Genomic DNA, 20,680 nt, shown 5'->3' on the forward strand with positions numbered 1-20,680 from the left:
TGGTATGGACCAATGCGGGTGTCAAGGGGCTTGGCTGGATTGGTCCATACCGGCGAGCGAAGGCGCGCCCCTGAGGGGAGCGGGGCTGTATGAGATATGCGGCTCCGCCGCGCGGGCGCGACAAGCCACGATGTACCCGCAGTCGGCATACCGCCTAAATCGGCAGGGCCTCCACCGCCGAACCCGCCTGCACAGGCAACGTCGGAAGGGGCGTCTCCGCCCCCCTCTGCTGCGGAAGCGCCGCAGGCACGGGCAGAAGCGACCGCGGCCCCGCCACCACCGTGTAGTCCTGCCCCAGGAACGGCGGCTCGATCACCCCGGGATCCTCACCCAGAGCCAACTGCACGGCGGCCCAGGGCACGTTCACCCCGCACAGCGACACCTGGTGCAGGCCCCCGGAGGGCCTCGTGTTGACATCCAGCAGCACGGGCCGGTCGCCGAACATACGGAACTGGATGTTGGACAGGTAGTGCAGCCCGAAGCCCTCCGCGATCAGCCGGGCCGGCTCCAGCCACCGCTCGTCCAGCGTGAAACCCCTGCGGCGGCCGTTCTTGGTGCGGCCCACCGCGAGCCGCAGCCGGTTGTCGGGCCCGGTCAGGCAGTCGACCGACACCTCGGGCTGCTCCAGGCGCGGCATCACCAGCCAGTCCACCGGTTCCCCGGACCGCCGCAGCGCCTCGACGACGAGGTCCAGCTGGACGTACGGGCTCGGGAACCCCTCGAGGTGGCCGAGCGAGAACGGGGCGCGGGTGATCACCCGGAAACCGACCCCGCCGGCACCCGCGGCCGGCTTGAAGCAGGGCTTGTGCCCGGCCGCCTCCAACTCCTCGACGGCCAGGAGGAGTTCGTCGGCCGTACGCACCCGCCACCACGGCGGCACCGGGACGCCCACTGAGCGGACCGCCTCGTACGCGGTCGCCTTGTCCTCGAAGACGGCCACCGCCTCGGGCGTCGGCGCCAGCAGCGCCGTACCGGCCGCGGCGAACTCCGCGCGGTGCCGCACGATCGCCGCCTGGTGCAGCCGGGGCACGAACACGTCGATGCCGCGCCGGGCGCACTGGTCGAGCGCGTACTCCACGTAACCGGCCGGGGACAGGCCCTCCGGCTCCAGGTCGGCGGTGTCGGCGGCGGCCAGGACGGGGGAGTCGGGGTCCCCGTGCGTGGCATGGATCTCCACCGCGCGATCGCTGGGATTTCTGCGCAGCTGATCCATGAAAAAGACGTTCTCCGCGTACGTGCGGTTGAGCCAGACGCGTACGCGAGAGAGCATGCAGGCCGCCTTTCACGGTTTTCGGGCAGGGCTCGGCGGCCCGTGCCCGGGCAGGAGGGAGGAAGGGACGCCAAAGGACCCCTGAGAAAAGGGAGATTGGGGTGATGGTGTCGGGGCGATCATACGGCTTTCGAGAGCCCGCGCGTGCAACGCGGATGTTACGGATTTCCGGGACTCGTCCAGTAGGCTCGCCGGAGTCCCCCAGGGCGGCGCCGACCCGCCGCCGCGCCCCGCGACACGGCCGCCGGGGCCCCTTGTCGGGGTGTCCGGGAATGTGTTCTCGTGGTCCCCGGCGGAGGAAGATCGGAAGGGGTGCAGGGTGGAGTCTGCGGCCGGGGCCGGGCAGCTGCTGGCCATCAGCGACCTGCACATCACCTATCCGGAGAACCGCGCCCTGGTCGAGGAGATGCGGCCCGCCGGCGACGAGGACTGGCTGATCGTGGCCGGTGACATCGCCGAGATGGTGGCCGACATCCGCTGGACCCTTCAGAAGCTCGCGGGCCGCTTCCGCAAGGTGCTGTGGGCCCCCGGCAACCACGAGCTGTGGACGCACCCGAAGGATCCGGTCACCCTGCGCGGCGTCGCCCGCTACGAGCACCTGGTCGCGCTGTGCCGCGAGCTGGGCGTCGTCACCCCCGAGGACCCCTATCCGGTGTGGCGCGGCCCCGGCGGCCCGGTCGTCGTCGCCCCGCTGTTCCTGCTGTACGACTACTCGTTCCTGCCGCCCGGCTGCGCCACCAAGGCCGAAGGTCTGGCCTACGCGCAGAGCACCGGCATCGTCTGCAACGACGAGTACCTGCTGCACCCCGATCCCTATCCGACCCGTGACGCCTGGTGCCGGGCACGGGTCGCCGAGACCGAGCGCAGGCTCGCCGAGCTGCCCGCGGACCTGCCGGTCGTACCGGTCAACCACTATCCGCTGCACCGGCATCCCACCGAGGTGCTGCGGTACCCCGAGTTCGCCATGTGGTGCGGCACCCTGCTGACCGCCGACTGGCACCGCCGGTTCCACGTCGCGACCATGGTCTACGGCCATCTGCACATCCCCCGCACCACCTGGCACGACGGAGTCCGCTTCGAGGAGGTCTCCGTAGGCTATCCCCGAGAATGGCGCAAGCGCTCGGAGCCGCCGGGACAGCTGCGCCGCATCCTGCCGATGGAGGTCGAAGCCGGTGATCGAGGAGCTGCTCCCGGAGTCGGTCGTGGCCGTGGAGGCACACCGTGACGACGCGGTGTGGGACGCCCCGCTCTACCCCGGGGAGGCAGCGCTCGTCGAGCGTGCCGTGGCCAAGCGCCGCCGCGAGTTCGCCGCCGTGCGCGGCTGCGCCCGGCGCGCCATGGAGAAACTCGGCGTGCCCGCCCAGCCCGTCCTCAGCGGCGAGCGGGGCGCCCCGCGCTGGCCGGACGGCCTGATCGGCAGCATGACCCACTGCGACGGCTACTGCGCCGCCGCACTGGCCCGGGCCGGCGACCTGGCCTCCCTCGGCATCGACGCCGAACCGCACGGGCCGCTCCCGGACGGCGTCGGCGCCTCCATCCTCCTGCCCGCCGAGGCCGAGCGGCTGGACCGCCTCGCCGCGCGGCGACCCGGTGTGCACTGGGACCGGATCCTGTTCAGCGCCAAGGAGTCCGTCTACAAGGCGTGGTTCCCGCTGACCCGCACCTGGCTGGACTTCTCCGAGGCCGACATCACCCTCGACCCGAGCCCAGGCGACGAGCCGCACGGCACCCTGCGTGCCGAACTCCTCGTCCCCGGGCCCCGGGTCGGCGACCGCCGGCTCCAGGTCTTCGACGGCAGGTGGGCCGTACGCGACCAAGTGGTCACCACCGCCGTGGTCGTCCCGCATCCCTGAATCCCCGGCAGCGGCTCGGAGCACCGGGCGCGGTCAGGCCGGCGGGCACCAGTCGCGCAGCAGCCGGAAGAACTGCTCCTCGTTGCCCGCGAGGCCCGCGCGCGCCAGGGCCTGTTCCGCCTCGGCCAGCACGGCGGGCGGCACCACGGCGGGCCGGCCGGCGTCCGGTGGCCCGTCGAAGGCGGCGCGCACGGTATGCAGCAGCCGCAGATAGGCCTGTACGGCGGTGCGCTCGCGGTCGGTCAGTACGGCGGTGGGCATCGATCGGCTCTCCCCGAATAGGCGTCACGGTCGCGCGCCCTGCGGCGCACCTCTCCAGCTTGCCGCCCACCACTGACAACGCCGTTCGGTCCCGTCCCGGTTCGCCCGCTCAGCCGAGGCCGAATCCTTTCGGTACGGCCTGCAGGGGTGACCGGCGTGTCGTCAGCGGCCCGACCCTGCGCCGTACGGCCGGATCAGCCCTGTGACCCCGGATAGCCCAGGGACGCCTCGATGCGCCCGGCCACGTCGTCCCGCTGCACCGGGCCCCGCAGGGCCGAACCGGCCAGCCAGGTACGGCACTTGCTGGCCAGCAGCAGACCGAAGGCCTCCGCGTCCCGCTCCTCGGCGCGGTCGAAACGGGTCCGGGCCGCGATCCGCTGCACCGTGGCCTGGAGCGCCTCCTGGTCGGTGTCGTCGTGCAGCAGCCGCGTGGCGACCCCGACGCCGTCGACGTGGTGTCCGCGGTGGTCGGCATGCATGTGCCACAGCTCGTGACCGAGAATCACCAACTGGTGGTCGGGCGCGGTGCGTTCCTCCACGACGACGAGGTCGCGGTCGGTCAGGTCCAGCCACAGCCCGCTCGCCGTGCCCGGCGGGAAGGCGGCCGCGCGGAAGTGCACCGGGCGGCCCCGGCGGCGGCTCATCGCCTCGCACAGCGCGCCGTACAGCTCCCGCGGTGGCGCCGGCGCGGGCAGCGCGAGCCCGCCCACCAGCTCGCCGCACAGCCGGCGCATGTCCCTGCCGATGCCCACAGTCCTCCCCCGGCTCACGACTCGGGCCGTTTGACGCTCTCCAGGAGCATGTCGAGCCACTCCGCGACCTTGTCCCGGTGCTGGTCGGTGGGCAACTGCGCGGCCCGCCAGGCTATTCCGCGCACCCCGTGGTCCTGCAGCAGCCGCTCCAGCGGATCCTCCTCGGCCCCGGCGGCGGCCCGCTCCCGGTCGGCGAGCTTCGTCAGCAGCTCCTGCTCGGTGCGCTGCAGGGCGCCCGCCAGCGCCTCGGGGTCCTCCGCGGTCAGGAAACCGGCGTGCACCCGGAAGAAACGCTGCAGCGCGTCGCAGTGCTCCATGGTCGGCCGCCGGTCGCCGTTGATGAGGGCGCCGGCCTGCTGCCGTGACATGCCCGCACCGTCGGCGATCTCCTGCTGGGTGTACTTGCGGCCGTTGGGTTTCAGCCGGGTGCGCCGCAGCAGGCCCAGGCGCTGCAGAAAGCGTGCCTGGACATCCGGTTCTCCGGCGGGCCGGCCGGCGAGCAGGGCCTTGACCACCGGCTCCGGCACCCCGCAGGCCACGGAGAGCCGCCCGACGTCGAAGACCTCGGCATGCGGCACGCCGAGCCGGTCGGCGAGCGCGGTGACGCGGGCGACGACGGCCGGCAGCTGGGCGGTCGCCGTGGCGCCCGGATCCTCGTAGCCATCCGTCACCGACAGAACTCCTACGTCTCTCGAGGGCTTCAGATGTGTCCGTGCTTCTGAGTCCGTGATTCTCACGAGCGATCGCCGTGAACTTCCCGGAGAGTATCGGGTGCCTCGAACTCACATCCAGGTGTCGCCACAACTGTGGCGAATTTCAGCCGTCAATGCGCGCGGAATGCCACGATAGTTGACACGGTCTTGTCGCGGGCCGCAGGATCGCAGGGCCGCGTGAAGGCCGCAGAGGCAAGAGGGGTGACCTCCCGATGGCACATCAGGCAGGAGGGCAGCGGCCGGCACCGCGGCCCGTCCCCGAGACTTGCGAGACCCAGGCGTATCTCCAGGACTACGCCGCACTGCTGGAGTCCCTCGGCTGCCCGTCCCTGGTCGTCGACCACCGCTGGGACGTGGTCATGGCCAACGGCGCGTTCGAGACACTTTTCCGGGGGGTGCGCCCGCACGCGACGGCCATGCCCGGTGACAACTTCCTGCGGTTCGTCCTGTTCCATCCGGACGCGGGAGAGGTCCTCGGCGAGCATGAGCAGGGCTGGTGCCTGCCGATGCTGGCCCACCTCAGGACCGCCCTGGAGACGTACGGTCACGACCAGGAACTCCAGGCGATCCGCCGGGACATCGCCCAGGACCCGCTGATGGAGGCCGCCTACCGGCAGGGCCTGCCGCACTGGATCCGTGCCGTCGGCGAGAGCGCGACCCGGCTCGACGGGGCCGTCCGCCTGCTGGTCCACCCCGATCCGCGGCGCGGCCGCGCCGAGTGCCGCCTTGTCGAGGAGACGCCGGAGATCCTGCGCGGTCTCGGCTACCGGCGCCTTTCGATGGTCGCGCGGGAGAACCGCCGGCCCGCGGCGCCCGTACGCCGCCCGCGCCGCCTCCGGGGCACGGCGGCCCATCTGACTGTCGTACCGGCCACCGAGAGCTGACCCGGCACCGCCGGCGTTCAGGTCGCCGGCGGCGCCGGGTCGGAAGAATCCGTCGCCCGGCAAGGAGCGCTCTGAAAGGCGCTCTGCTTCCGCCCTTACGCAAATCGCTTGCATGGCTTGCGCTAGGCTTGCGTACATGACACGACGACTTGCGGAAGTGGCGAAGAAGGTCGGCGTCAGCGAAGCGACCGTCAGCCGGGTGCTCAACGGCAAACCCGGGGTCTCCGACGCCACCCGGCAGGCGGTGCTGACGGCACTCGACGTGCTCGGTTACGAGCGCCCCACCCAGCTGCGCGGCGAACGCGCCCGGCTCGTCGGCCTGGTGCTGCCGGAGCTGCAGAACCCCATCTTCCCGGCGTTCGCCGAGGTCATCGGCGGCGCGCTCGCCCAGCTCGGACTCACCCCGGTGCTGTGCACACAGACCAAGGGCGGGGTCTCGGAGGCGGACTACGTCGAACTGCTGCTGCAGCAGCAGGTCTCCGGCGTCGTGTTCGCCGGCGGCCTGTACGCGCAGGCGGACGCCCCGCACGACCACTACCGGCTGCTCGCCGAGCGCAACATCCCCGTCGTACTGGTCAACGCGGCCATCGAACACCTCGGCTTCCCGGGCGTGTCCTGCGACGACGCGGTCGCCGTCGAGCAGGCCTGGCGGCACCTCGCCTCCCTCGGTCACGAGCGCGTCGGACTGGTCCTCGGCCCCGGCGACCATGTGCCCTCGGCCCGCAAGCTGGCCGCCGCGCGGGCGATCGCCGGCGACCTGCCGGAGGAGTTCGTCGCCCGGGCGATCTTCTCCATCGAGGGCGGTCACGCCGCCGCGTCCCGGCTGATCGACCGCGGTGTCACCGGCATCATCTGCGCCAGCGACCCGCTCGCCCTCGGCGCGATCCGGGCCGCCCGCCGCAAGGGACACGACGTCCCCGGCCGCATCTCCGTCGTCGGCTACGACGACTCGGCCTTCATGAACTGCACCGAGCCCCCGCTCACCACCGTCCGCCAGCCCATCGAGGCCATGGGCCGCGCGGCCGTCGAGCTGCTGAACGCGCAGATCGGCGGCACCGCCGTACCCGCCGAGGAGCTGCTGTTCGAACCCGAGCTGGTGGTGCGGGGGTCCACCGGGCAGGCTCCGCGCGGCTGAGATCGAGAAGATCCGACTGCTTGTCGAACAATTTCATATTCTGCGCGATATCTTGCGCCACGATGTCGGCGGTGCTTGAGTGTGCGGCGCCCACCGGTCCTGCCATGAGTGCCATCAGGGGGTCCACCGATGAGAAGCACCGGGTTCCGCCGTACCTTCGTCGCGATCGGCGTCTGTTCCTCGCTCGCCCTTGCCGCCACCGCCTGCGGCTCCGGCGGCGACGGCTCGGCCGGCGGCAAGACGCGCATCACCGTCAACTGCGAGCCGCCCAAGAGCGCCAAGGTCGACCGGAGGTTCTTCGAGGAGGACCTCGCCTCCTTCGCCAAGCAGAACCCGGACATCGACGTCGTCGCGCACGACGCCTTCCCCTGCCAGGACCCGAAGACCTTCGACGCGAAGCTCGCCGGCGGTCAGATGGAAGACGTTTTCTACACGTATTTCACCGACGCCCGGCATGTCGTGGACATCCACCAGGCGGCCGATCTCACGCCGTACCTGAAGGACCTGAAGTCCTACGGCACCATCCAGAAGCAGCTGCGGGACATCTACACCGTCGACGGAAAGGTCTACGGCATCCCGCGCACCGGATACAGCATGGGGCTGATCTACAACCGCAAGCTGTTCCAGAAGGCCGGCCTCGACCCCGACAAGCCGCCGACGACCTGGGACGAGGTCCGCGCCGACGCCAGGAAGATCGCCGACCTCGGCAACGGCACCGTCGGATACGCCGACTACAGCGCCCAGAACCAGGGCGGCTGGCACTTCACCGCCGAGCTGTACTCCCAGGGAGGGGACGTCGTCGCCGGCGACGGCAAGAAGGCCACCATCGACACCCCCGAGGGCCACGCCGTCCTGCAGAACCTGCACGACATGCGGTGGACCGACAACTCGATGGGCAGCAAGCAGCTCCTCGTCATCAACGACGTGCAGCAGATGATGGGTTCGGGCAAGCTCGGCATGTATCTCGCCGCCCCCGACAACATCCCGATCCTGGTCAAGGAGAAGGGCGCGAACTACGACGACATCGCCATCGGCCCGATGCCGGGCGGCAAGGGCACGCTCATCGGCGGCGACGGCTACATGTTCGACAAGCACGACACGCCCGCCCAGATCCGGGCCGGCCTGAAGTGGCTGGACCACATGTTCCTCACCCCGGGAACGGGCTTCCTCGGTGACTACGCCCGCGCCAGGAAGAACAACGCCCCCGTCGGCCTGCCCGAGCCGCGCCTGTTCACCGGCGCCGCCGACGCCAAGGACCAGCAGGCCAAGAAGGCCAACGCCAACGTCCCGGTGGAGAACTACCAGTCCTTCCTCGACGGCAACCAGCAGCTGCAGATGAAGATCGAGCCGCCGGACGCGCAGCAGATCTACTCCGTCCTCGACTCGACCGTCTCCGCCGTCCTCACCGAGAAGGACGCCGACATCGACCAGCTCCTCAAGGACGCCTCCGGAAAGATCGACGGCATCCTGGCCCGGAGCTGACCGCCATGACGAAGACAGCCGACCGGCGGCCCGCGACCCGGGCCGCCGTCCACCCGGTCCCGGCGCCGCCCCCGGTAGGGGGCCGGAGGCGGCGCCGCCTCCTCGACCAGGCCCGCGCCTACGCCTTCCTCCTCGGCGGCCTCGTCTGCTTCGCCCTGTTCTCCTGGTACCCGGCGATCCGCGCGGTCGTCATCGCCTTCCAGAAGTACACGCCCGGCTCGAAGCCCGAGTGGGTCGGCACCGCCAACTTCACCCGAGTGCTGCACGACCCCGAATTCGGCGCGGCATGGCGCAACACCCTGTACTTCACCCTGCTCGCCTTGCTGATCGGCTTCGCGATCCCCTTCCTCCTCGCCCTCGTCCTCAACGAGCTGCGGCACGCCAAGGCCTTCTTCCGGGTCGTGGTCTATCTGCCGGTGATGATCCCGCCGGTGGTCAGCGCCCTGCTGTGGAAGTGGTTCTACGACCCCGGAGCCGGCCTCGCCAACGAGGCGCTGCGCTTCCTCCACCTGCCGGCGTCCAACTGGTCCAACGGCAGCGACACCGCGCTCGTCTCCCTGGTGATCGTGGCGACGTGGGCCAACATGGGCGGCACCGTCCTCATCTACCTCGCCGCCCTGCAGTCCATCCCGGGCGAGCTGTACGAGGCCGCCGAACTGGACGGCGCGAACCTGCTCCAGCGCGTCCGGCACGTCACCGTCCCGCAGACCAGGTTCGTGATCCTGATGCTGATGCTCCTGCAGATCATCGCCACCATGCAGGTGTTCACCGAGCCGTTCGTCATCACCGGCGGCGGACCGGAGAACGCCACGGTGACCGTTCTCTACCTCATCTACAAGTACGCCTTCCTCTACAACGACTTCGGCGGCGCCTGCGCCCTCAGCGTCATGCTCCTGGTGCTGCTCGGCGCCTTCTCCGCCGGCTATCTGCGGCTCACCCGCACCGAGGGGGACAGCGCATGAGCACCCGCACCCTGATCTCCCCGGCCACCCTCGCCCGCCCGCGCGGCAAGGCCGTCTACTGGACCGTGTTCACGGCCGTCGTCGTCCTCTTCGCGTTGGCGTTCCTCTTCCCGGTCTACTGGATGGTGACCGGCGCGCTGAAGTCGCCGGACGAGGTGGCCCGCACACCGCCGACGCTGATCCCCGAGCACTGGCACCTCGGCGGCTACACCGACGCCTGGGACCTGATGCAGCTGCCGCGGCACCTGTGGAACACGGTGGTGCAGGCGGCCGGCGCCTGGGCGTTCCAGCTGGTGTTCTGCACGGCCGCCGCCTATGCCCTGTCCAAGCTGAAACCGGCCTTCGGCAAGGTGATCCTCGGCGGCATCCTGGCCACCCTCATGGTCCCGGCGCAGGCCCTCGTCGTACCGAAGTACCTCACGGTCGCCGACCTGCCGCTGATCCATACCAGCCTGCTCAACGACCCCCTCGCCATCTGGCTCCCGGCCGTCGCGAACGCCTTCAACCTCTACCTGCTCAAACGGTTCTTCGACCAGTTGCCCCGCGATGTGCTGGAGGCCGCCGAGATCGACGGCGCCGGCAAGACGCGCATCCTGTGGTCGGTGGTGCTGCCCATGTCCCGGCCGGTGCTCGGCGTGGTGTCGATCTTCGCGCTGGTCGCCGTCTGGCAGGACTTCCTGTGGCCGCTGATGGTCTTCTCCGACACCGACAGGCAGCCGATCAGCGTGGCCCTGGTCCAGCTGTCGCAGAACATCCAGCTCACCGTGCTCATCGCCGCCATGGTGATCGCCAGCATCCCGATGGTGGCGCTGTTCCTCGTCTTCCAGCGGCACATCATCGCCGGGATCAGCGCGGGCAGCACCAAGGGCTGACGCCGCCGCCACGTATAGAAAGGGAAGCTCCGTGGGACAGCCCACCCATGCCCGAACGGACCGCGACTGGTGGCGCTCGGCCGTCATCTACCAGGTCTACGTCCGCAGCTTCGCGGACGGCGACGGCGACGGCACCGGCGACCTCGCGGGCGTCCGCGCCAAGCTGCCGTATCTCGCCGAACTCGGCGTGCACGCACTGTGGTTCACCCCCTGGTATCTGTCACCCCTGAAGGACGGTGGCTACGACGTCGCCGACTACCGGACCATCGACCCGGCCTTTGGCACCCTCGCCGAGGCGGAGAAACTCATCGCGGAGGCCCGGGAGCTGGGCATCCGGACCATCGTCGACATCGTGCCCAACCACGTCTCCGACCAGCACCCCTGGTTCCGGGCCGCGCTCGCCGCCGGACCCGGCAGCCCGGAGCGCGAGCTCTTCCACTTCCGGCAAGGGCGCGGACCGCACGGCGAACTCCCGCCGAACGACTGGCCGTCGCAGTTCGTCGGCTCCACCGAGCCGGTGTGGACGCGGCTGCCCGACGGCGACTGGTATCTGCACCTGTTCACGCCCGAGCAGCCGGACCTCAACTGGGCCCACCCGGCCGTCCGCCAGGAGCACGAGGACATCCTGCGGTTCTGGTTCGAGCGAGGCGTCGCCGGTGTCCGCGTCGACTCCGCCGCCCTGCTCGCCAAGGACCCGGCCCTGCCCGACCTCGCCTCCCACCCCGAGCCGCACCCCTTCGTCGACCGCGACGAACTCCACGACGTCTACCGGTCCTGGCGGCGCGTCGCGGACGAGTACGACGGCGTCTTCGTCGGCGAGCTCTGGCTGCCCGACGCCGAGCGCTTCGCCCGCTATCTGCGCCCCGACGAACTCCACACCGCCTTCAACTTCTCCTTTCTCTCCTGCCCCTGGGACCCCGGCCGGCTGCGCGCCTCGATCAACACCACCCTCGCCGAGCACGCCCCCGTCGGTGCCCCGGCCACCTGGGTGCTGTGCAACCACGACGTCACCCGCACGGTCACCCGCTACGGCCGCGAGGACACCGGGTTCGACTTCGCCTCCAAGGCCTTCGGCACCCCGTCCGACCTGGCGCTCGGGACCCGGCGGGCGCGGGCCGCCGCCCTGCTGTCGCTGGCCCTGCCGGGCGCGGTGTACCTCTACCAGGGGGAGGAACTCGGGCTGCCGGAGGCCGAGATCCCCGTCGACCGCATACAGGACCCGATGTACTGTCGCTCGCGGGGAGCCGACCCGGGCCGGGACGGCTGCCGGGTGCCGCTGCCGTGGGTCGCCGGTATGCCGTACGCGGGATTCGGTGCGCGGCAGGAGCCCTGGCTGCCCCAGCCGGCCGACTGGCCGTCGTACGCCGTCGACCGTCAACAGCGGGACCCCGGCTCCATGCTCTCCCTCTACCGCCAGGCCGTCGCCACCCGCCCGGTCTTCGGCGACGGCCCCCTGACCTGGCTGCCCGCCCCCGACGGGGTACTGGCCTTCATCCGTGCCGAGGGGGCGATGTGCGTGGTCAACTTCGCGCCCACACCCGCCGACCTCCCCGCGCACTCCCGACTCCTGCTGAGCAGCGGCCCGCTGGACGACGGCCGGCTGCCCCAGGACACGGCGGCCTGGCTGCGGAGCTGAGCCGCCGACGCACCGCGCTATCCCCGCACCCCCACCTCGAAGGGATCAGCACATGCAGAGAACTGTCAGGAGCATGCCAGCCACGGTGGCTGGGACTCTCGCCGCCGGCATGCTCATCGCCGTCGCGCCCGCCGCCCACGCGGCCGCCGGCGCCGCCCTCCCCTTCACCTCCGTGGAGGCGGAGTCGGCGACCACCTCCGGCACCAGGATCGGCCCGGACTACACCCAGGGCACGCTCGCCTCCGAAGCCTCCGGACGGCAGGCCGTGCGCCTCATCTCCGGACAGCGCGTCGAGTTCACGGCGCCCCAGGCCGCCAACGCCGTCAACGTCTCCTACAGCGTGCCCGACGGCCAGACCGGCACGCTCGACGTCTACGTCAACGGGGTCAAGCTCGCGAGCACCCTGACCGTCACCTCCAAGTACTCCTACATCGACACCGGCTGGATCCCCGGCGCCAAGCAGCATCACTTCTTCGACGACGCGCGCCTGATGCTCGGCCGGAACATCCAGGCGGGCGACAAGGTCACCTTCGAGTCGGCCGGCACCCAGGTCACGGTCGACGTCGCCGACTTCGAGCAGGTCGCGGCGCCCGCCACCCAGCCCGCCGGCTCCGTGTCCGTCGTCTCCAAGGGCGCCGACCCCAGCGGCAACGGTGACTCCACCCAGGCCTTCCGGGACGCCATCGCCGCCGCCCAGGGCGGAACGGTCTGGATCCCACCGGGTGACTACAAGATCACCTCGTCCCTCAACGGCGTGCAGAACGTGACGCTCCAGGGCGCCGGCAGCTGGTACTCGGTGGTGCACACCTCCCGGTTCATCGACCAGTCCAGTTCCTCCGGGAACGTCCACATCAAGGACTTCGCGGTCATCGGGGAGGTCACCGAGCGCGTCGACTCCAGTCCCGACAACTTCGTCAACGGCTCCCTCGGCCCGAACTCCTCCGTCTCCGGCATGTGGATCCAGCACCTGAAGTGCGGCATGTGGCTGACCGGCAGCAACGACAACCTGGTCGTGGAGAACAACCGCTTCCTCGACACCACCGCCGACGGCATCAACCTCAACGGCACCGCCAGGGGCGTCGTCGTCCGCAACAACTTCCTGCGCAACCAGGGCGACGACGCCCTCGCCATGTGGTCGCTGTACTCGCCGGACACGAACTCCAGCTTCGAGAACAACACGATCACGCAGCCCAACCTCGCCAACGGCATCGCCGTCTACGGCGGTACCGACATCTCCGTGAAGAACAACCTGGTCTCCGACACCAACGCCCTCGGCAGCGGTATCGCGATCTCCAACCAGAAGTTCATGGACCCCTTCTCCCCGCTGTCGGGCACCATCACGGTCGACGGCAACACACTCGTGCGCACCGGAGCGATGAACCCCAACTGGAACCACCCGATGGGCGCGCTGCGGGTCGACTCCTACGACAGCGCGATCAACGCGACCGTGAACATCACCGACACGACGATCGCCGACAGCCCGTACAGCGCCTTCGAGTTCGTCTCCGGCGGCGGACAGGGCTACCCGGTGAAGAACGTCGACGTCACCGGAGCGACGGTCAAGAACACCGGAACGGTCGTCGTCCAGGCCGAGGCACAGGGCGCGGCCACCTTCAGGAACGTCACCGCCGCCCAGGTCGGGGCCGCCGGCATCTACAACTGCCCCTACCCGGCGAACTCCGGCTCCTTCACCCTCACCGACGGCGGCGGCAACTCCGGCTGGTCCAGCACCTGGTCGGACTGTTCCACCTGGCCCCAGCCCGGCCAGGGCAACCCCGACCCCGATCCGAACCGCAACCTCGCCAAGGGCAGGCCGGCCACCGCGACCGGCTCCCAGGACGTCTACACGCCCGGCAAGGCGGTCGACGGTGACGCGAACTCCTACTGGGAGTCCGCCAACAACGCCTTCCCGCAGTCCTGGACGGTCGACCTCGGCTCGTCCTACGCCGTGCGCCGCCTGGTGCTGAAGCTGCCGCCGTCTGCGGCCTGGGGCGCCCGCACCCAGGCCATCACCGTGCTCGGCAGCACCGACGGCGCGACCTACTCGACCGTCGTGGGCTCCCAGGGCTACCGCTTCGACCCGGCCACCGGCAACACGGCCACCGTCGCCCTGCCGAGCAGCACGAACCTGCGGTACCTCCGCCTCACCGTCAGCGCCAACACGGGCTGGCCGGCCGGGCAGTTCAGTGAGGTGGAGGCCTACCTGACGTCCTGATCCAGGACCACCCTCACAGATCCAGCACCAGACGGGCGCCCCGGCACCGGGACACACAGATCATCATCGTGTCTCCCGCCGACCGCTCCTCCTCGGTCAGGACCGAGTCCCGGTGATCCGGGGCGCCCTCCAGCACATCGGTCTCGCAGGTGCCGCACGTCCCTTCCGTGCAGGAGTAGAGCACCTGAACCCCGGCGGCGCGTACCGCGTCCAGTACGGACACCTCCGGCGGGACGGTGACGCTCCGGCCGCTGCGGGCGAGCACGACCTCGAACGCCCCGTCCATGCCCGGCTGTTGCTCCTTCGGCTGGAAGCGCTCCACACGCAGCACTCCGGCCGGGCAGCGCTCGTCGACGGCGTCCAGCAGGGGCCCCGGACCGCAGCAGTACACCAGGGTGCCCTCGGGCAGGTCGTCGAGCACCGGGCCCAGGTCCAGCAGGCCGGTCTCGTCCTGCGGGGCGAGGGTGACCCGGTCGCCGTAGCGGGCGAGCTCCGGGGTGAACGCCATGGACGAGCGGGTGCGTCCGCCGTAGAGCAACGTCCAGTCGGCGCCCGCCTGTTCGGCTGCGGCGAGCATTGGCAGGATCGGGGTGATGCCGATGCCGCCCGCGATGAACCGGTAGCGGGGCGCGGGCTCCTGCCGGAAGTGGGTGCGCGGCCCGCGCACCCGGATCTTCCCGCCCTCGCCCACCTGCTCGTGCACATGGGCCGACCCTCCCCGCCCGGCCGGTTCGCGCAGCACCGCGATCCGCCACGCCGACCGGTCCGCCGGATCCCCGCACAGCGAGTACTGCCGCTCCAGCCCCGGCCCGAGCAGCAGGTCCACATGGGCGCCGGGATCCCAGTCGGGCAGCTCACGGCCGAGCGGATCGCGCAGCGTCAGGGCCAGGACTCCCTGGGCGGCGAACTCCCTCGCGGCCACGACGAGTTCGAGTTCGGTCACCGCACGGCCTCTTCGCTGTCGTGTCCTTCGGGATGCGCCAGCATCCACTCCCACATCAGCACCGGGTCATCGGCGGTGTGCTCCGCACCGCAGTGGCAGGTGCCGTGCAGCAGGTCCGTGCCCGGCAGCCAGTCGATGCGGTAGACCTCGCCGGTACCGGGGCTCACCGGACCTCCTCGACGGGCTTGTCGCCCTCCTCGACCAGGCGGGCCAGGATGCGGCGCGCGGCCAGGCCGCCGGTGTCGATGTTGATGCTCAACTCCTGGTAGCCGGTGCGTTCGGTGCCGAGGGTGCGCTGCAGCAGATTGAGCGCGTCCACGTCCTGCATCACCACGGTGTGGTTGTTGGCCCGCAGGAACTCGGTGACCTCGGCGTCCTCGGTCGCCCAGTCCCGGGACACCGCCCAGAAGTCGTACACCTTGCCGTCCGCCGAGGGCGTGATGGCGTAGGTGATCTCGGTGTGGAAGCCGTGCGGGTCGCCGCCGTCCGGCTCCGGCACGACGCCCACCGGCGCGATCCGGCTGTGCAGCAGATACAGACAGGGTGCGTGGTACTCGATGTCCTGCCAGCGGGTGATCCGGCCCTCGATGCCGGTCGAACGGGCGTAGAACGACGGGCACTCGGCGTCGTCCATGTGCCGGCTGACCCGGACCACGCCCGCGCCCTCGTCCACCTCGGTGGTGATGGGCGTCTCGGCGACCTCGGGGGTGCCGATGTATCCGCCGTGCAGATACGTCTCGTGCGACAGGTCGAGGAGGTTGTCGACGAGCAGGCCGTAGTCGGCGTCGATCGGCTCCATGCCGCGCACGGTGGTCCAGCCGGGGGAGTCCAGGTGCCGGGCCCGCGGGATCGTCCGCGGGTCGGCGAGCGCCGGGTCGCCGATCCACACCCAGACCAGCGAGTCCTGCTCCACCACCGGGTAGGAGGCGACGCGCGCGGTGCGCGGGATGCGTTTCTGGCCCGGTACGTAGACGCAGGCGCCGGTGCGGTCGTAGGTGAAACCGTGGTAGCCGCAGACGATCCGGTCGCCGTCCAGGCCGCTGGAGGAGAGCGGGTAGCGGCGGTGGACACACCGGTCGTGCAGGGCGACCGGGCCGCCGTCCTCCTCGGCACGGTAGAGGACGAGCGGTTCCCCGAGGATCGTCCGGCCGAGCAACTCGCGTCCGACCTCCTCGCTGTAGGCGGCGACGTACCACTGATTCCGTGCGAAAGCGGTCATGTGCGGCATGGCTGCGGCTCCCGTCTGTGGGTGGTGGCCACATCGTCGGGACGTGCCGCACACGGCGCAACGCCGACTTCCGTCTGACGGAAGCCCGCGTGCGAACGATTGCCGCACCACACGGACCACCGAGTTTCACATGGGCGCCACCAGACCCTTCCCTGACGTTTGTCGCTCTTGGAACACTCGCTGCGCGCAGATTCCGTCATTTGGGCGGATCACGTACGTCAGGACGAGAGGACCCGCAGACCCATGCCCGAAGTCAATCGGCGCCGATTCCTCCAACTCGCGGGCGCCACCACGGCGTTCACCGCACTGTCCAGCAGCATCCAGCGTGCCGCCGCGCTGCCCGCGAGCCATCGCACCGGAACGGTACGGGACGTCGAGCACATCGTCGTCCTCATGCAGGAGAACCGATCCTTCGACCACTACTTCGGCACGCTCCGAGGCGTCCGCGGCTTCGGTGACCCCCGCTCCGTCACGCAGAACGGCCGCTCGGTCTGGAAGCAGTCGGACGGCACCAAGGACATCCTGCCCTTCCACCCGGACGCCGACGACCTGGGCCTCGCGTTCATCCAGGACCTGCCGCACGGCTGGCAGGACACCCACGCCGCCTTCAACGGGGGCAAGTACGACAAGTGGGTGCCGGCCAAGGGCACCACGACCATGGCGCACCTGACCCGCGAGGACATACCGTTCCACTACGCCCTCGCGGACGCCTTCACCATCTGTGACGCCTACCACTGCTCGTTCATGGGCTCGACCGACCCGAACCGCTACTACATGTGGAGCGGTTACGTCGGCAACGACGGCCAGGGCGGCGGCCCGGTCCTCGGCAACGACGAGAAGGGTTACGGCTGGACGACGTACCCCGAGCGCCTGGAGAAGGCCGGGGTCTCCTGGAAGATCTACCAGGACGTCGGCGACGGCCTCGACGCGAACGGCGGCTGGGGCTGGATCGACGACGCTTACCGCGGCAACTACGGCGACAACGCCCTGCTCTACTTCAACCAGTACCGCGACGCCAAGCCCGGCGACCCGCTGTACGACAAGGCCCGCACCGGCACCGACGCACGCAAGGGCGAGGGCTTCTTCGACCAGCTGAAGGCCGACGTCAAGGCCGGCAAGCTGCCACAGGTCTCCTGGATCGTCGCCCCTGAGGCCTTCACCGAGCACCCCAACTGGCCCGCCAACTACGGCGCCTGGTACGTCTCCCAGGTCCTGGACGCGCTCACCTCCAACCCCGAAGTCTGGGGCAGGACCGCGCTGTTCATCACCTACGACGAGAACGACGGCTTCTTCGACCACGTCATCCCGCCGTACCCGCCGGCCTCCGGCGCCCAGGGCAAGTCGACCGTGGACGCCACCCCCGACCTGTACAAGGGCGACGCGAGCCATGTCGCCGGCCCCTACGGGCTGGGCCAGCGCGTCCCGATGCTGGTCGTCTCCCCGTGGAGCAAGGGCGGCTACGTCTGCTCCGAGACCTTCGACCACACCTCGATCATCCGGTTCATCGAACGCCGCTTCGGCGTGCAGGAGCCGAACATCTCCCCGTGGCGCCGCGCCGTCGTCGGCGACCTGACGGCCGCCTTCGACTTCTCCCGCAAGGACACCAAGCCGGTCGCGCTGCCGTCCACGGCCGCGTACGAGCCGCCGGACCACAACCGGCACCCCGACTACGTGCCGAAGCCGCCCGCCCACCCCGCCCTGCCCAAGCAGGAGCGCGGCAGCCGGCCCACCCGCCCGCTGAAGTACGCCCCGGTGGTGGACGGTTCCGCGGACACCGCGGCCGGCACCCTCACCCTCACGTTCGCCTCGGGGGCGCACGCGGGCGCCGCCTTCCTGGTGACCTCTGGCAACCGCACCGACGGCCCCTGGACCTACACCACCACGGCCGGCAAGTCCCTGACCGACACCTGGAACTCGGCCTACTCCGGCGGTCTGCACGACCTCGCCGTGCACGGCCCCAACGGCTTCCTGCGCGTCTTCAAGGGCAAGGGCAAGGCCGCGGGACCGGAGGCGACCGCGCGGCACAAGGGCGACGACCTGGAACTCACCTTCACCAACAAGGGCTCCGGCACGGTGAAGCTGAAGGTCGTGAGCGGTTACGGCGGCGCCCCGGCGACGGTGACCGTACGGCCCGGCGCGACCGTCAGGCACACCGTGGACCTCACGGCGAGCAAGCGCTGGTACGACGTGACGGTGACCTGTGACGCCGACCCGGCCTTCCTGCGCGGCTTCGCCGGCCACGTCGAGAACGGCCACCCCGGCGTCAGCGACCCGGCGATCGCCTCGGAGTGAACGGGCGATGAAGACCGCTCCGTGCGGACTGGTCAGGTACCGGTCACATCAGGGTAGTGTGCCCCGGTGACCACGCAATCGAACACTCCGGCAGGCTGGTACCCGGATCCGCACGGAGCGCCCCAGACGCTCCGCTACTGGGACGGCGCGCAGTGGACCCAGCACACCAACCCGGCGGGGCAGCCCGCCGGTCAGGTTCCGCAGCAGCAGGCCGGTCCCCAGCAGTACGGCGCCCCGCAGGCGCAGGGCGTCGACGCCAAGGTGCAGCGTCAGGTGCAGCAGCAGGCCGGGGTCGCGGCCGGCGGCCCCGGCGGCGGCACCCTCTTCACCGAGCCCGTCCTGGTGGTGAACCAGAAGGCCAAGCTGATCGAGGTGACCAACGAGTACAAGGTCATGGATCAGAACGGCCGGGACATCGGCTCGGTCACCGAGGTCGGGCAGGGCGTGCTGAAGAAGATCCTGCGCTTCGTCTCCAGCCTCGACCAGTTCATGACCCACAAGCTGGAGATCCGCGACGCCTACGGCCAGCCGCAGCTGCTGCTGACCCGGCCCGCGAAGTTCTTCAAGTCCCGCGTGATCGTGTCGCGTCCGGACGGGTCGCAGGTCGGCGAGATCGTCCAGCAGAACATGATCGGGAAGATCAACTTCGCGATGAACGCGAACGGCCAGCAGGTCGGCGCGATCAAGGCGGAGAACTGGCGGGCGTGGAACTTCGCGATCGTCGACCACGCGGACAACGAGGTCGCCCGGATCACCAAGACCTGGGAGGGCCTCGCCAAGACGCTCTTCACGACCGCGGACAACTACGTCCTGCAGATCCACTACCAGTTGCCCGAGCCGCTGCTGAGCCTCGTGGTGGCGACGGCCCTGACCGTCGACACCGCGCTCAAGCAGGACTCGCGGGGCTGGAACTGAACAGTCCCCGACGGGGGAGCACGCCGACGGCGGCCGGTGCACGCGGAACGCGTGGCACCGGCCGCCGCTGCATGTCGTGACCGAGCCGCCGTGCGGCACTGAGCGGCACTCGTGGCATGCGACGCCGCTCGCCCAGGACGGCGCTTGCGCACGGCGCCGTTCGCTCAGGGCGCCGCTCGCCCAAGGGCGGCCGTACGCCTAGGCCGAGAACGCGTCGACGCCCGTCAGCTGCGCCGACAGCTCCCAGAGCCGGGCCGCCTCCTCGGGGTCGATCGCCCAGTTCTTGACGCCGGCGCGCTCCTCGCCCTCCGGTGCGAGCTCGGCGATGTCGCAGTCCTCCAGATAGACCCCACCGAGCCCGTCCAGCTGTGGCGAGGTCGCCGCCCACACCTGGGTCGCCGCACCCTGCTGCGGGGTCTTGAAGCCCTCGGGGTTGAGCACGTTGCCGTCCTCGTCGATCCAGCCGCGCTCGATCATCTCCTCCTTGGGCAGGTGCCGTTGGAGCGGGGTGATGATGCCGCCGGGGTGCAGGGCGAAGGCGCGGACGCCGGCGTCACGGCCGAGCTTGTCGAGCTGGACGGCGAACAGGACGTTGGCGGTCTTGGCCTGGCCGTACGCCTCCCACTTGTCGTAACCCCGCCGCCAGTGGACGTCGTCCCAGCGGATTCCGGAGAAGTGGTGGCCGCGGGAGGAGACGGAGACGACCCGGGCACCACCCGGTGCGATCGCGGGCCACAGACGGTTGACGAGGGCGAAGTGGCCGAGGTGGTTGGTGGCGAACTGGGCCTCCCAGCCGGGCCCCACCCTGGTCTCCGGGCACGCCATGATCCCGGCGCTGTCGATCACGATGTCGATGGTCCGCCCCGAGGCGAGGAACCGCTCGGCGAAACCGCGCACGCTCTCCAGGTCGCCGAGGTCCAGCTCGTCCAGTTCGACGCCGGGGATGTCGGCCACCGCCTGCTCGGCGGTGACCGGGCGGCGGGCGGGCACGACCACGTGGGCGCCGGCCTTCACGAGCGAGCGGGTGGTCTCCAGGCCGATGCCCGAGTAGCCGCCGGTGACGAGGGCGAGCTTTCCGGTCAGGTCGATGCCCCGCAGGACTTCGTCGGCGGTGCTGGTGGCGCCGAAACCCGATCCGATCTTGTGCTGTGCAGTGCTCATGCCGGGAACGCTACGAGTTCAAGTGCTCTCGAAGTCAAGCGCGACACCGGGCGGCAACCGGGGGCGGCACGCACGCTGACGAGGGCCGACCCTCTGGGAATCCTCA

The 20,680-nt window shown here is 70.5% G+C and carries 19 protein-coding genes; 11 read left to right on the plus strand and 8 right to left on the minus strand.

Going from position 1 to position 20,680, the window contains the following annotated elements; translation table 11 throughout:
* Positions 1-154 precede the first annotated feature (154 nt).
* Positions 155-1,270, minus strand: coding sequence for an ATP-grasp domain-containing protein (locus tag ACZ5NH_RS06075; protein WP_468773184.1), 1,116 nt, complete (start codon positions 1,268-1,270; stop codon positions 155-157).
* Positions 1,271-1,589: 319 nt separating this feature from the next.
* Between ACZ5NH_RS06075 and ACZ5NH_RS06080 the strand changes: the two genes are divergently transcribed.
* Both ACZ5NH_RS06080 and ACZ5NH_RS06085 read left to right on the plus strand, forming a co-directional pair.
* Complete coding sequence (locus tag ACZ5NH_RS06080; protein WP_468773185.1) at positions 1,590-2,495, plus strand: metallophosphoesterase family protein; 906 nt, start codon at positions 1,590-1,592, stop codon at positions 2,493-2,495.
* On the plus strand, positions 2,443-3,123 hold the full coding sequence (locus ACZ5NH_RS06085) for a 4'-phosphopantetheinyl transferase family protein (protein WP_468773186.1): 681 nt from the start codon (positions 2,443-2,445) through the stop codon (positions 3,121-3,123). Before ACZ5NH_RS06080 ends, ACZ5NH_RS06085 begins: the two co-directional genes overlap by 53 nt.
* 33 nt (positions 3,124-3,156) lie before the next feature.
* On the opposite strand, the gene ACZ5NH_RS06090 is transcribed toward ACZ5NH_RS06085, so the two are convergent.
* The 3 genes from ACZ5NH_RS06090 to ACZ5NH_RS06100 all read right to left on the minus strand — a co-directional run bounded on the left by ACZ5NH_RS06090 (position 3,157) and on the right by ACZ5NH_RS06100 (position 4,807).
* On the minus strand, positions 3,157-3,384 hold the full coding sequence (locus ACZ5NH_RS06090) for a hypothetical protein (RefSeq protein ID WP_388627037.1): 228 nt from the start codon (positions 3,382-3,384) through the stop codon (positions 3,157-3,159).
* Between the two features lie 194 nt (positions 3,385-3,578).
* Positions 3,579-4,136, minus strand: a complete 558-nt coding sequence (locus tag ACZ5NH_RS06095) for a toxin-antitoxin system, toxin component (protein WP_388627035.1) — start codon at positions 4,134-4,136, stop codon at positions 3,579-3,581.
* Between the two features lie 14 nt (positions 4,137-4,150).
* A complete protein-coding gene (locus ACZ5NH_RS06100; RefSeq protein ID WP_388627033.1) occupies positions 4,151-4,807 on the minus strand; it encodes a helix-turn-helix domain-containing protein in 657 nt (218 codons plus the stop codon).
* A 254-nt stretch (positions 4,808-5,061) separates the two neighbouring features.
* Between ACZ5NH_RS06100 and ACZ5NH_RS06105 the strand changes: the two genes are divergently transcribed.
* From ACZ5NH_RS06105 to ACZ5NH_RS06135, 7 genes are all read left to right on the plus strand, one after another.
* Positions 5,062-5,733, plus strand: coding sequence for an MmyB family transcriptional regulator (locus tag ACZ5NH_RS06105; protein WP_468773187.1), 672 nt, complete (start codon positions 5,062-5,064; stop codon positions 5,731-5,733).
* A 136-nt stretch (positions 5,734-5,869) separates the two neighbouring features.
* Positions 5,870-6,868 carry a LacI family DNA-binding transcriptional regulator gene (locus ACZ5NH_RS06110; protein ID WP_451554106.1) on the plus strand — a complete coding sequence of 333 codons (999 nt, stop codon included), beginning with the start codon at positions 5,870-5,872 and terminating at the stop codon, positions 6,866-6,868.
* A gap of 129 nt (positions 6,869-6,997) precedes the next feature.
* The gene (locus ACZ5NH_RS06115; RefSeq protein ID WP_468773188.1) at positions 6,998-8,350 is read left to right on the plus strand and encodes an ABC transporter substrate-binding protein; all 1,353 of its coding nucleotides are present in this window, start codon (positions 6,998-7,000) and stop codon (positions 8,348-8,350) included.
* 5 nt (positions 8,351-8,355) lie between these two features.
* Positions 8,356-9,312, plus strand: a complete 957-nt coding sequence (locus tag ACZ5NH_RS06120; protein ID WP_468773189.1) for a carbohydrate ABC transporter permease — start codon at positions 8,356-8,358, stop codon at positions 9,310-9,312.
* On the plus strand, positions 9,309-10,184 hold the full coding sequence (locus tag ACZ5NH_RS06125; protein ID WP_388627025.1) for a carbohydrate ABC transporter permease: 876 nt from the start codon (positions 9,309-9,311) through the stop codon (positions 10,182-10,184). Before ACZ5NH_RS06120 ends, ACZ5NH_RS06125 begins: the two co-directional genes overlap by 4 nt.
* Before the next feature lie 31 nt (positions 10,185-10,215).
* Positions 10,216-11,820, plus strand: coding sequence for a glycoside hydrolase family 13 protein (locus ACZ5NH_RS06130; RefSeq protein ID WP_468773190.1), 1,605 nt, complete (start codon positions 10,216-10,218; stop codon positions 11,818-11,820).
* Positions 11,821-11,893: 73 nt separating this feature from the next.
* Positions 11,894-14,035, plus strand: a complete 2,142-nt coding sequence (locus tag ACZ5NH_RS06135) for a discoidin domain-containing protein (protein ID WP_468773191.1) — start codon at positions 11,894-11,896, stop codon at positions 14,033-14,035.
* A 13-nt stretch (positions 14,036-14,048) separates the two neighbouring features.
* Here the strand turns inward: ACZ5NH_RS06135 and ACZ5NH_RS06140 are convergent, their stop codons facing one another.
* From ACZ5NH_RS06140 to ACZ5NH_RS06150, 3 genes are read right to left on the minus strand one after another with little or no spacing between them, the layout of a single operon-like run.
* Positions 14,049-14,978, minus strand: coding sequence for a PDR/VanB family oxidoreductase (locus ACZ5NH_RS06140; protein ID WP_468773192.1), 930 nt, complete (start codon positions 14,976-14,978; stop codon positions 14,049-14,051).
* Positions 14,975-15,145 carry a hypothetical protein gene (locus ACZ5NH_RS06145; protein ID WP_388627020.1) on the minus strand — a complete coding sequence of 57 codons (171 nt, stop codon included), beginning with the start codon at positions 15,143-15,145 and terminating at the stop codon, positions 14,975-14,977. The genes ACZ5NH_RS06140 and ACZ5NH_RS06145 overlap by 4 nt, the downstream gene beginning before the upstream one ends.
* Positions 15,142-16,206 (minus strand): Rieske 2Fe-2S domain-containing protein, encoded by a 1,065-nt coding sequence (locus ACZ5NH_RS06150; RefSeq protein ID WP_468773193.1) that lies wholly within the window; start codon positions 16,204-16,206, stop codon positions 15,142-15,144. The genes ACZ5NH_RS06145 and ACZ5NH_RS06150 overlap by 4 nt, the downstream gene beginning before the upstream one ends.
* A 243-nt stretch (positions 16,207-16,449) precedes the next feature.
* Here ACZ5NH_RS06150 and ACZ5NH_RS06155 point away from each other — a divergent pair, with 243 nt between their 5' ends.
* Positions 16,450-18,498 (plus strand): phosphocholine-specific phospholipase C, encoded by a 2,049-nt coding sequence (locus ACZ5NH_RS06155; RefSeq protein ID WP_468773194.1) that lies wholly within the window; start codon positions 16,450-16,452, stop codon positions 18,496-18,498.
* Positions 18,499-18,564: 66 nt separating this feature from the next.
* Positions 18,565-19,413 (plus strand): LURP-one-related family protein, encoded by an 849-nt coding sequence (locus ACZ5NH_RS06160; protein WP_468773195.1) that lies wholly within the window; start codon positions 18,565-18,567, stop codon positions 19,411-19,413.
* A gap of 198 nt (positions 19,414-19,611) precedes the next feature.
* On the opposite strand, the gene ACZ5NH_RS06165 is transcribed toward ACZ5NH_RS06160, so the two are convergent.
* A complete protein-coding gene (locus ACZ5NH_RS06165; RefSeq protein ID WP_468773196.1) occupies positions 19,612-20,574 on the minus strand; it encodes an SDR family NAD(P)-dependent oxidoreductase in 963 nt (320 codons plus the stop codon).
* Between the last annotated feature and the right edge of the window lie 106 nt (positions 20,575-20,680).

This window comes from Streptomyces sp. NPDC031426 (assembly GCF_055581585.1).